The sequence below is a fragment of the Cupriavidus sp. FW305-26 genome (assembly GCF_058787975.1).
The window spans coordinates 1-10245 of sequence record NZ_JBYTAH010000126.1 but is presented as its reverse complement, the minus strand read 5'-3'; the positions used below and the strand labels follow the sequence as shown (position 1 = coordinate 10245).

Here is a 10245-nt window from a genome sequence, read left to right as displayed (position 1 = left end):
GGTCGGCGGGGCGACGATGCTGTCGATGGGGTTGGGGATGCCGGCGTTGTTTGCACTGATCGGCGTGCCGGCACTGGTCGCAGGGTTGTCGATGTTCTCGTTGGGGATGGTCAGGCGTCAGAGGGCGGTGGAGCGCCTGGCAGTCTGAAGGCGGGCGGCCGCGGGAGCCATTGACTGAGGGGGAGGCGCATGGTCGGTCGTCGGGAACACGCTGACCGAGGTCTTCTGCAACACCGTGTGATGCGCGGCCGGCTGCCTGCGCCATCAGCCGAACACCGCCTCCCAGTCGACATCCCCCTTGTCGCGCGGCCCGAGGTTCAGTTCGCGTTCCACGTGATCCAGGTGCGCAAGCATCCGCGCGCAGGCGGTAGCGGCATCGCCAGCCTCGATCGCATCGACGATGCCGGAGTGCTCGTCATCCGGGCAAGCCGGTGCGTTCGGTGCGTTGTAGAGCGCGATGATCAGGCAGGTGAGCGGGCAAAGCTCCCCCATCAGCTTGATGAAAAAACTGTTGCCGCCCAGCTCTGCCAGCAGCATGTGGAATTCGCCCGTGAGCTTGATCAGGGTGCGATGATCGTTATCCGCGCGGGCGCGGGCCTCCTTGGCCAGGTGTTGGCGCAGGCGGCGTAGCCCGGCCTTGCCAGCGCGCGCGACCACATTGCAGACAATGTCACGTTCGACCACGCGGCGCGCCGCGAACAAGTCTTGTGCTTCCTGTACCGACGGACTGGTGACATAGGCACCGCGGTTCGGATGCAGCTGCACCAGTCCTTCCTTGGCCAGGACCGTCAAGGCCTGCCGTATCTTCGTGCGGCTGACGCGAAAAGCCAGTGCGAGCCGTTCCTCGGCCAGCTTCATGCCAGGCGCAACGCGGTGCTCCATGATGGCCTGGCTGATGCGTTCCGCAATGGAAGGCGCCTCTGCTTTTGCGGCCATGCTGTGCTGGGTCGTCAACGTTATCTGCTCGATAGGTGGAGAAGTGGCGCCTTTTTGCCCGCATCCGGGATGCTGGTGAAGGCAATCCGGATGCCAGGCAACGGCTGGAAATATTGTATACAGGTTAAAACGGGCCGCCCACAAGAGCCAGCACAAGAAAACAAGGGATTTCCCTCTTCGTGTTTCGGCCGTTGGGCGAGATATTCTTAATGGCTTCCATCATGGTTGTACACAATTTTGTGCACTAAAGTCGGGCGAAGGGCGGGGCGGAGCGAGTGCATGTGGCACGGCGGCGGTGCGGGCTGACCGCATGCCCATGTCCGGCGTGGGCCAGGCCCGTGACCGGGCAGTGGCCCGGAACTTGCGTCCGCGTGCGGCAACGCAAGCAAGGGGACTCACATGGCAGGCACCACGACCAGGACAAGGGAGGCCAGGAAGGAAGCCGCAACACGGGCGGTGGCGCCTGCCGCCAGCGCCGACCCGCCGTCACGGGAAGGGCGGGAATGCCGGGACGGCGACAGCACGGTGCAGTCCCTGACGCGCGCGCTCCAGTTGATCGAGCTGTTGTCCGATGACGACGAGGGCTACCGGCTGGTGGATCTGGCGGCACGCAGCGGCCTGTCTACGTCGACTGTCCATCGCCTGCTGACCACTCTGGAGCAGCGCCAGTTTGTCCAGTTCGATCGCGAGCGCAGCCTGTGGTACGTGGGCGTGCGTTGCTTCTCGGTGGGTGCCGCTTTCGCCCGCCGGCGCCGCATCAGCGAACTTGCCCTGCCGGTGATGCAACGGTTGAGCGCGTTGTCCGGGGAGACCGTCAACCTGGGCGTGGCCAGCGACGGGCAGATTGTTTTCGCCTGCCAGGCAGAGGGTCCCCACGGCAGCCGCGCGCTGGCCAGGCCGGGCCAGCGCGCGCCGCTGCATGGCACGGCCATGGGCCAGGCGGTGCTGGCCGCCAAGAGCGAGCCCGACGTGCTGCAATACCTGCGCACCTTTGGCCTGCCGCGCCTGACCAACAACACCATTGCGCGCCCCTCGCGCCTGCATGAGACCCTGGCCGAAGTGCGCCGGCGCGGCTATGCGGTGGACGACGAGCAGAATGCGGTCGGCCTGTGCTGCATTGCCGCCGCGATTTGTGACGAGCACGGCCGGCCCTTCGCCGCGGTCTCGCTGGCCGGTTCCAGCCAGCGCATCGTGCGTGCCCGTTTCGATGAGCTTGGCGCCTGGGTGCGTTGGGCTGCCACAGAGATCAGCGCAGCCTACGGCGGGCGCTGCACCCGCGTGCCCTGCCCGATGCCAGTGCCCGCAGCGTCCTTGCCTTTCCACGCGGGCGCGCCGGAAAGCTGTTGATTCCTAAGGGTTTATTCAAGAAGTTCCGGCGTGCGGGAAAGCCGCCGCGCGGGTCTGGCCATGCGCTTCAATGGAAGCAATGTCACGACCGGCCCCCGCACCATGAAGACCCTGCTTGCCGATACCCCTTGGAGCCGACGGCTTGCCGCCGGCATTGACCGTATAGCCATCCTGTGCGGATGGTGGCTGATCGTGCTGTCGGTGGCGACCTGCGTCGAAATGCTCGGGCGCAAGCTGGGTGGCTTCAGCTTGCAGGGTATCGATGAAATCGGCGGCTATACCTACGCCAACCTTGGCGCGTGCGGCTTTGCCTACACGCTGGTCGGGCGCGGCCATACCCGGGTGGACTTCCTGCTGACGCGCTTTCCGGTCAAGGTGCGGGCCGTGCTCAACCTGCTGGCGATGCTGAGCCTGGCTGCGGTGGCCGGACTCTGTCTCTGGCGCGCCGGCCATGTGCTGGTGGACACCATCGACCTGCACAGCACCGCGTCCACGCCGCTTGCCACGCCCCTGTGGATGCCCCAGACCCTGTGGCTGGCCGGCTATGCCCTGTTCGCACTGGTGGCGGCCTGCGCCGCCTGGCACGCCCTGCAGCTGCTGGTGCGGCGCGACTGGGCCCGCCTGAACAGCCAGTTCGGGCCGCAGACCCTGGCCGAGGAGATCGAGGCGGAGGCGGACATCCGCGTCGCCGCCGCGCCCGCTGAGGGCAATGGCGCAGGCCAGGGCAGCGCTGAAGGCAAGAGCGAAGGAGCGGCAGCATGATCGGTCCCATTGAAATCCTGCTCGGGCTGTGCCTGATGCTGGGGCTGATGTTCCTTGGCTTCCATGTGGCCACCAGCATGCTGGTGGTGGGCGTGGCCGGGGCGCTGGCCTATTTCGGCATGCCAGCGATCGACGCATTGGGCGAACAGTTGTGGGCAGCCGGCGAGGACTACCTGCTGCTGTCGATCCCGCTCTATATCCTGCTGGGCGAGATCCTGATGCGCGGCGGCGCGACGGACAAGATGTACCAGTCGCTCGGCGACTGGCTGAACCGCCTGCCGGGCGGCCTGCTCCATACCAATATCGGTGCCTCGGCCTTGTTCTCGGCGGTGTCAGGGTCATCGGTGGCCACCGCGGCGACGATTTCCACGGTCGCGCTGCCTTCCTTCCGCAATCGCGGCTATGACCAGCGCATGGTGCTGGGCTCGATCGCGGCCGGCGCCAGCCTGGGCAACCTGATCCCGCCCGGCGTGGCCTTCATCATCTACGGCTCGATGACCAATACTTCGGCGGCGCGGCTGTATGTGGCGGGCGTGCTCCCCGGGGCCATCATGACCGTGCTGTTCCTGGCCACGATCCTGCTGATCTGCCTGTGGAAGCCCGCGGCGGGCGGCCCGCGCGAGGCCCGTGTGCCGCTGCTCGCCAGGCTGAGCAACTCGCGCCACCTGGCGGGCCCGCTGCTGGTGTTCACGGTGGTGATGGGCAGCATCTACACCGGCTGGGCCACGGTCACCGAGAGCGCCGCGCTCGGCGTGCTGGTGTGCCTGCCGGTGGCGGCCGCCTACGGCAAGCTCAGCGTCGCCATGCTGCACGACTGCTTCCGCTCCACGCTGCGCCTGACCGCGATGACCGCGCTGATCCTGGTGGCCGCGCTCTACCTGAACTTCGTGCTCTCCATGCTGGGGGTGCCGCAGGCGCTGGCCGGCCTGATGAAGCAGGTGGACGTGTCGCCGGCAGTGTTGCTGTGGCTGCTGGCAGCCCTCTACCTGGTGCTGGGCATCGCGCTGGAGACCATGCCGATGCTGGTCGGCACGGTCCCGGTGGTCTTCCCGATCGTGCAGGCGGCCGGCATCGATCCCGTGTTCTTCGGCGTGTTCATGGTGCTGATGTGCGAGATCTCGCTGATCAGCCCGCCGATCGGCATGACGCTCTACGTGATCCAGGGCGTGCGCGGCGAAGGATCGATCAATGAAGTCTTCCAGGGCACGCTGCCGTTCTTTGCCGCCATGGTGGTGATGACCGCCGTGCTGATCCATTTCCCGGCGATTGCCACCTATCTGCCCAACCTGATGTTCGGGCATTGACCTCCAAGGAAGCTCCCATGAACGCCAAACGAATCGCCGGCGCGCTGATCGCGGCCGCCCATGTCGCCTGCGTTGCCGCCGTGCTGCTGCCGGGCACTGCCCAGGCACAGCCTGCTCAACCAGCCCAGCAAACGAAGCTGCGTGTAGCCGGCAACCTCGTCGCGACCGGCCTGATCCAGCAGAACAAGGAGCAGCCCTTTTTCGAGAACTTCGCCAGGAACACCGGCCTGCCGATCGATGCCGACTACAAGCCGATGGATGTGCTCGGCATCAAGGATTCAGACGGCCTGCGCGTGCTTCGCTCCGGGCTGTTCGACATCGTCAGCCTGCGCCTGGCCCAGGTCTCGCGCGACGAGCCATTCTTCCTCGGGCCGGACATCGTTGGCCTGAGCACCGACTACGGCTCGGCCAGCAAGGCCGTGGATGCCTACCGCAATGCCTTCGACAAGCGCCTGCAGGAACGCTACGGCGCCAAGCTGCTCGGGATCTGGCCGTTCGGGCCGCAGGTGGTGTTCTGCAAGTCGCCGATTGGCGGACTGGCCGACCTGAAGGGCAAGAAGGTGCGCGTCTATGACCAGTCCCTGGCCAAATTCATCGAGAAGCTCGGCGGCATTCCGGTGACGATCCCCTTCGGCGAGACCCAGCAGGCGCTCGAGCGCGGCGTCACCGATTGCGCGATCACCGGCCCGAGCTCGGCGAACACGGCGGGATGGCCCGAGGTCACCTCATACTTCATGCCAGTTGGCTTCCAGATCGCGCTGAATGCGTACGCCATCAAGCTCAGCCGCTGGAACGCGCTGCCGCCCGACCAGCAAACGCGCCTGGCCGAGGCCTTCCAGCGTTTCGAGCGCGATACCTGGTCCTACTCGCGCGAGTTGTTCGAGGATGCCTCGCGCTGCAACGTCGGCAAAGAGCCGTGCAAGACCGGCAAGAAGTTCGCCATGAAGGAGGTGCCCGTGCGTCCGGTCGACCTGCAGCTGGTGCGCGACGCGCTGACCACGGTCTCGCTGCCGACCTGGACCGAGGTCTGCGACAAGTCTTACCCGCAATGCTCGGCCATCTGGAAGCAGACCATCGGGCCGCTGGTCGGGGTCAAGTGAACACTGAGGACGGCGGAGACGACGATGGATGATCTTTGGAAACTGCCGGCACATGCGCTCACCGACGGCTACGCCACCGGCCGCTTCACGCCGCAACAGGCGCTGGCGTCCTGCCTGGCGCGCACGGCGCACTGCAATCCGGCGCTGAACGCCGTGATCGCATTCGATACTGAAGGCGCCATGGCGGCGGCACAGGAGAGCACCGCGCGCTGGCGCCGTGGCGAGCCGCTGGGTGCGCTCGATGGCGTGCCGGTCACCGTCAAGGACAACCTGCACGTGCGCGGCCTGCCCACGCATTGGGGCAGCCGCGCGCTGGCGGGCTTTGTCCCGGACCGCGACGAACTACCGGTGGCGCGCCTGCGCGCGGCCGGGGCGCTGATCTTCGGCAAGACCAATGTGCCGGAGTTCGCCATGCAGGGCTATACCGACAACCTCGTCTTCGGCACAACCGGCAATCCCTGGCAGCCGGCCCTGACGCCGGGCGGGTCTTCCGGCGGCGCGGTGGCGGCGGTGGCATCGGGCTGCTGCCCGCTGGCGCTGGGCACCGACGGCGGCGGCTCGATCCGGCGCCCGGCCTCGCATACCGGGCTGGTGGGCTTCAAGCCGTCGCCCGGCCGGCTGCCGCGCGGCGATGGGCTGCCAGAGATCTTCATGCGCTATGAAGTGGTCGGCCCGCTGGCCCGCTGCGTGGCCGATGCGATGGCCATGGCCGAGGCGCTGGGCCAGCCCGACCCGCGCGATCCCGATTCCCGGCGCTTTGCCGGCGTGCCGCTGCAGATGCCGCCGCGGCCATGCCGGGTCTTGCACGTGCCCCGGTTCGGCGATCATCCGGTGGATGCGCGCATCGCTGCCTTGACCGGGCAGGCAGCGCAAGCGCTGCGTGAACTTGGCCACACGGTGGATACCGCGCAGGCGTTCGATCTGGCTGAAGCGACCAATGCCAAATGGTCGCTGTTGTCGCAGGCCGGCCTGGCCTGGCTGGTGGAGCAGGGCGGCGCGCAACTGCCGTTCTGCCCGCCGCTCGATGCGGGCACGTTCGGTGCTGCCACGCAGGCCAATGCATCGGCTGGCGCAGGCCTGCGTGCCGTGCAGCTGTTTGATCTGCTGATGGCCGTGGAGCGTCTGCGCAGCGAGCTTTCCTTGCTGTTCGCACGCTACGACCTGCTGCTGACGCCCGCCGCAGCGGCATTGCCATGGCCGGCCGCACAGTCGCACCCGCCTGTGATCGAAGGCCGCGAGGCCGGGCCGCGTGGCCATGCGGTGTTCACCGCATTCGCCAATGCTGCCGGCCTGCCCGCGATCTCGTTGCCATGCGGCGAGGCAGAGGGCTTGCCGGTTGGCCTCCAGCTGGTGGCGGCGCCGGCCGAGGATGCGTTGCTGCTGGCAATCGCGCGCCAGTTCGAGCAGGCCTTCCCGAGGGCGCCGGGATTCCCGCTCGACGGGCAGGGCCGATGAAGACCCTGGTTGCGCCAGGTACGCCGGCGGCGCTCGCGCAGATGCTCTGCGTCGCGCGTACGCGCGGCGAGCGCGTCGATCCGGCACTGTTGCACCCGCTTGCGCATGGCGGCAGCTACGCCGTGCAGGATGCCACGCTTGCCATGATCGGCCCGATTGGCGGCTGGAAGGTTGGTGCGAGGGGGCCGGGCCAGGAACCCGCCTGTGCGCCGCTGCCGGCGGCCGGCCTGCTGCCGGATGGCGTGGGCCTGCGGGGGCCGGCCTGGCGCCTGCGCGGCATCGAAGTGGAGGTTGCCTTTGTGCTCGGCGCCAGCCTGCCGCCGCGCGGCCGGCCTTATGAGCGCCGGGATATCGAGGCCGCGCTTGCGCTGGTGGTGCCTGCCATTGAAGTCGTGGAAAGCCGCCTGGAGGACTGGCTCGGGGCCGGCAGCGATGCGCAGCTGGCCGACCTGCTCAGCCATGGCGCACTGGTGACGGGGCGCCCCACGCCGTTCGCGCGCGAGTGGCTGCACCTGGGCGCGCTGGAGGCCACGCTGCGCTTCGGCCGGCGCACCGTGGCGCATACCGTCGGCGGGCACCAGAGCCCTGATGTCGGCGCGCTGCTGGTCTGGCTGGCCAACCACTGCGCCGCGCGCGGGGCGGGGCTGAAAGCCGGGCAAGTGGTGACCACCGGCACCTGCACCGGGCTGCTCTTTGCCTCTGCCGGAACCCGCGTCAGCGCCGGGATCGAAGGGCTGGGGACGCTTGCGGCGTGGTTCTGAGGGCGGGGGCCTACGGAACCCAGCCAGGCAGCTCCGATGCCTGCCGGACCCAGCTTGCCACCAGCGCCTCGTCAAGCTCGGCGTCTTCGTGGATGTGGAAGTAGCGCGTGTTCTTGTCCTTGGATTCGACAGGGGGAACAGGGCGCAGCGACATGCCACGGAAGAAGGCCACCTTGATGTACTTCGTCATGCAATGGAAGCTGAGGAACCAGCCCTGGCCCTCGATGCCATAGAACGGCGAGTTCCACTTCACTGCCTTGCGGACGTTGGGAACGTTGCGCTCGATGAGCGCGTCGAGACGGCGCCCGGCGTCTTGTTTCCAGCCCGGCATGGCGGCGATATAGGCCTGCACGGGGGCATCTCCGTCGGCCTTCGCGACCTGGGGGTTGCCGCCTGCGAGCAGGGGCGGGCTGGCAGCGGCCCGCCTGGCCGGAGTCTTCGTTGCGGCGTGCGCCGGCTTCCTGGATGGTTGGTTCGCCATTGCCTTCACTCCATCGAATACACGCTGACCACCTGACAGACAGGCCAAGTCGCCCAGGGCAGACATAGCCGCTGACGACAGTGCTTGAAGCACGACAATCGGGCTATGCTAACCTCGTGAAGCGGATCGGGCAACGAACGAGGGATCGACCGGAACGCTCTCTGTCATGGCCGGACGCGAGCTGCCTCATGCGCGGGAAAAATTCGAGGAATAGGCATCCATGAATCCATCGGAACGTATCGACGAGCTGATCGCAGGACTCACTGACTGGCGTGGCAAGACGCTGGCCAAGCTCCGCAAGACCATCCTCGAGGCCGACGGCGAGATCATCGAGGAATGGAAATGGATGGGGAGCCCGGTGTGGTCACGCGACGGCATGATCGCGGTCGCCAACGCGCACAAGGAGAAGGTGAAGATCACCTTCACCAACGGGGCGAGCCTGCCGGATCCCGACAAGCTCTTCAACGCCGGCCTCGGCGGCAACAAGTGGCGTGCGATCGATCTCTTCGAGGGCGACAAGATTGATGCGCGTGCCATGAAGAATCTCATCCGTGCCGCGATTGCGTTCAATCAGGGCAAGTCGAAGAAGAAGGCACCGTCCGCGGCTACCCGGGCGAAAGCACAAGAGAGCAAAGAGTAAAGGGACACGAAGCATCCTGGCGTGCGGGCGCGCGCCTGAGCATCGCAAAGAACGTCCCGTCCGGCATGCTCCACGCATATGGAATGCCGGTTTTCTTCGTTGGTTTTCGCGTGCTGCGCGCGTAGGTTCGTGGGTTTCAATCTCCCCGCGAATGCCATGACCGCTTCCCGACGACAGTTCCTGCGCCAGGGCGCCGCCGCCACGGCCGCGCTCGCCTCCGGCCCCATCCTTTCCTTCACCACGTTCGCCACCGGCAATGCACAAGCGCAGGGGCGCCCGGTCCTGAAAGCCGGCGACCAGAAGGGCGGCCTGCGCGCGCTGCTCGAATCCGCCAACGCGCTCGACGGCCTGAACTACGACATTCAATGGACCGAGTTCCCTGCCGCGGCACCGCTTGCCGAGGCGCTGAACGCGGGCGCGGTCGACAGCGGCCCGATCGGCGATGCCCCGGCGATCTTCGCGCTGGCGGCCGGCACGCGGATCAAGCTGATCGGCGCCAACCGCTCTGATCCCTACGGCACGGCAATCCTGGTGCGGCCCGACTCGCCGCTGCGGCAGGCGGCCGACCTGAAAGGCAAGAGCATTGGCACCAACCGTGGCTCGATCGGCCACCTGGTGACGCTCAAGGCGCTGGAATCCGCGGGGCTGAAGCCGGAGGACGCCAACCTCCGCTTCCTGCCGCCGGCGGATGCCAAGCTCGCATTGAGCAGCGGCTCGGTGGACGCGTGGGCGACGTGGGAACCCTATACCGCGATGGCGGAAACCAGCGGCCACGCGCGCGTGCTGGTCAGCGGACGCGGGCTGTGGTCCGGCCTCAGCTACCTGGCAGCCACCGATGCCGCGCTGGCGGCCAAGCGCGCGGTGCTGCAAGACTTCCTGCGCCGGGTGGTGCGTGCGCAGCAATGGTCCTACCAGCACGTGCCGGAGTTCTCGGCGGCCCTCGCCCGCATCATCGGGATCCCGCCGCAGGCGGCACGGCTGCAGTTCGAGCGGCGGCACACGCAATGGCGGCAGATCGATGCCGAACTGATCGCCGAGCAGCAGCGCACGGCGGATTTCTACCAGAAAGCTGGGTTGCTCAAGCAGCGGCTCGATGTGCGGCAGACCTTCGACTCCGGGTTCTCCCTTACCGCCTGACTGCCGCGGGCGGCGCCAGGCCGTGCACTGAGTCCATCGACGGCCTCGGCAAGCGCCTCCGGCACGACCATGGCCTCGCCGGAGGCCGCTAAGGATTTCCATGATTGACGCCGACCCGCGCCAGCCCATTTCACGGCCTGGCGCGGCCTGCGCCGGCGCGGACCGTTCTGGTCCCAGCGAATCCGGGCAACTGGTCCTATAGGCCCGGAATGGCCCTCACCTATAAAGCCGTGACCCCCAAACATATGGTTCTTCACCGATTTCCGGGGAAGGCCGCCCGGATCTTCAAGAAGAAGTAGTGGTCATCACGGAAGCCATAGGC

10 protein-coding genes are annotated in these 10245 nt (G+C 67.3%); 8 read left to right on the top strand and 2 right to left on the bottom strand.

All coding sequences use genetic code 11. The annotated features are described in order from the left end of the window. Nucleotides 1–264: 264 nt before the first annotated feature. Nucleotides 265–936, bottom strand: coding sequence for a GntR family transcriptional regulator (locus AC3WQZ_RS34765; protein WP_011616861.1), 672 nt, complete (start codon nucleotides 934–936; stop codon nucleotides 265–267). A gap of 399 nt (nucleotides 937–1335) precedes the next feature. On the opposite strand from AC3WQZ_RS34765, the gene AC3WQZ_RS34760 reads away from it, so the two are divergent. From AC3WQZ_RS34760 to AC3WQZ_RS34735, 6 genes are all read left to right on the top strand, one after another. Then, nucleotides 1336–2283 carry an IclR family transcriptional regulator gene (locus AC3WQZ_RS34760; RefSeq protein ID WP_081225766.1) on the top strand — a complete coding sequence of 316 codons (948 nt, stop codon included), beginning with the start codon at nucleotides 1336–1338 and terminating at the stop codon, nucleotides 2281–2283. Between the two features lie 102 nt (nucleotides 2284–2385). Further along, on the top strand, nucleotides 2386–3045 hold the full coding sequence (locus AC3WQZ_RS34755) for a TRAP transporter small permease subunit (protein WP_492302084.1): 660 nt from the start codon (nucleotides 2386–2388) through the stop codon (nucleotides 3043–3045). After that, on the top strand, nucleotides 3042–4349 hold the full coding sequence (locus tag AC3WQZ_RS34750) for a TRAP transporter large permease (protein ID WP_011616863.1): 1308 nt from the start codon (nucleotides 3042–3044) through the stop codon (nucleotides 4347–4349). Before AC3WQZ_RS34755 ends, AC3WQZ_RS34750 begins: the two co-directional genes overlap by 4 nt. Nucleotides 4350–4366: 17 nt before the next feature. After that, a complete protein-coding gene (locus AC3WQZ_RS34745) occupies nucleotides 4367–5449 on the top strand; it encodes a TRAP transporter substrate-binding protein (protein ID WP_492302083.1) in 1083 nt (360 codons plus the stop codon). Nucleotides 5450–5473: 24 nt separating this feature from the next. Then, nucleotides 5474–6904: an amidase gene (locus AC3WQZ_RS34740; RefSeq protein ID WP_492302081.1), complete on the top strand. Its 1431-nt coding sequence runs from the start codon at nucleotides 5474–5476 to the stop codon at nucleotides 6902–6904. Then, entirely contained in the window at nucleotides 6901–7665 is a 765-nt protein-coding gene (locus tag AC3WQZ_RS34735) for a fumarylacetoacetate hydrolase family protein (RefSeq protein WP_010813413.1), read from the top strand. The genes AC3WQZ_RS34740 and AC3WQZ_RS34735 overlap by 4 nt, the downstream gene beginning before the upstream one ends. A gap of 10 nt (nucleotides 7666–7675) precedes the next feature. Here AC3WQZ_RS34735 and AC3WQZ_RS34730 read toward each other — a convergent pair whose 3' ends face one another. Beyond that, on the bottom strand, nucleotides 7676–8146 hold the full coding sequence (locus tag AC3WQZ_RS34730) for a DUF1801 domain-containing protein (protein WP_439669821.1): 471 nt from the start codon (nucleotides 8144–8146) through the stop codon (nucleotides 7676–7678). A 220-nt stretch (nucleotides 8147–8366) separates the two neighbouring features. Between AC3WQZ_RS34730 and AC3WQZ_RS34725 the strand changes: the two genes are divergently transcribed. Next, nucleotides 8367–8786 (top strand): DUF1801 domain-containing protein, encoded by a 420-nt coding sequence (locus AC3WQZ_RS34725; RefSeq protein ID WP_492302080.1) that lies wholly within the window; start codon nucleotides 8367–8369, stop codon nucleotides 8784–8786. A 156-nt stretch (nucleotides 8787–8942) separates the two neighbouring features. Next, nucleotides 8943–9923: an ABC transporter substrate-binding protein gene (locus AC3WQZ_RS34720; RefSeq protein WP_010813416.1), complete on the top strand. Its 981-nt coding sequence runs from the start codon at nucleotides 8943–8945 to the stop codon at nucleotides 9921–9923. Nucleotides 9924–10245 lie beyond the last annotated feature (322 nt).

What these genes read in the sequence shown, in the direction of transcription:
- AC3WQZ_RS34750 (WP_011616863.1), top strand. Translation starts at nt 3,042, where the DNA reads ATGATCGGTCCCATTGAAATCCTGCTCGGGCTGTGCCTGATGCTGGGG.
- AC3WQZ_RS34745 (WP_492302083.1), top strand. Translation starts at nt 4,367, where the DNA reads ATGAACGCCAAACGAATCGCCGGCGCGCTGATCGCGGCCGCCCATGTC.
- AC3WQZ_RS34760 (WP_081225766.1), top strand. Translation starts at nt 1,336, where the DNA reads ATGGCAGGCACCACGACCAGGACAAGGGAGGCCAGGAAGGAAGCCGCA.
- AC3WQZ_RS34730 (WP_439669821.1), bottom strand. Translation starts at nt 8,146, where the DNA reads ATGGCGAACCAACCATCCAGGAAGCCGGCGCACGCCGCAACGAAGACT.
- AC3WQZ_RS34740 (WP_492302081.1), top strand. Translation starts at nt 5,474, where the DNA reads ATGGATGATCTTTGGAAACTGCCGGCACATGCGCTCACCGACGGCTAC.
- AC3WQZ_RS34755 (WP_492302084.1), top strand. Translation starts at nt 2,386, where the DNA reads ATGAAGACCCTGCTTGCCGATACCCCTTGGAGCCGACGGCTTGCCGCC.
- AC3WQZ_RS34735 (WP_010813413.1), top strand. Translation starts at nt 6,901, where the DNA reads ATGAAGACCCTGGTTGCGCCAGGTACGCCGGCGGCGCTCGCGCAGATG.
- AC3WQZ_RS34765 (WP_011616861.1), bottom strand. Translation starts at nt 936, where the DNA reads ATGGCCGCAAAAGCAGAGGCGCCTTCCATTGCGGAACGCATCAGCCAG.
- AC3WQZ_RS34725 (WP_492302080.1), top strand. Translation starts at nt 8,367, where the DNA reads ATGAATCCATCGGAACGTATCGACGAGCTGATCGCAGGACTCACTGAC.
- AC3WQZ_RS34720 (WP_010813416.1), top strand. Translation starts at nt 8,943, where the DNA reads ATGACCGCTTCCCGACGACAGTTCCTGCGCCAGGGCGCCGCCGCCACG.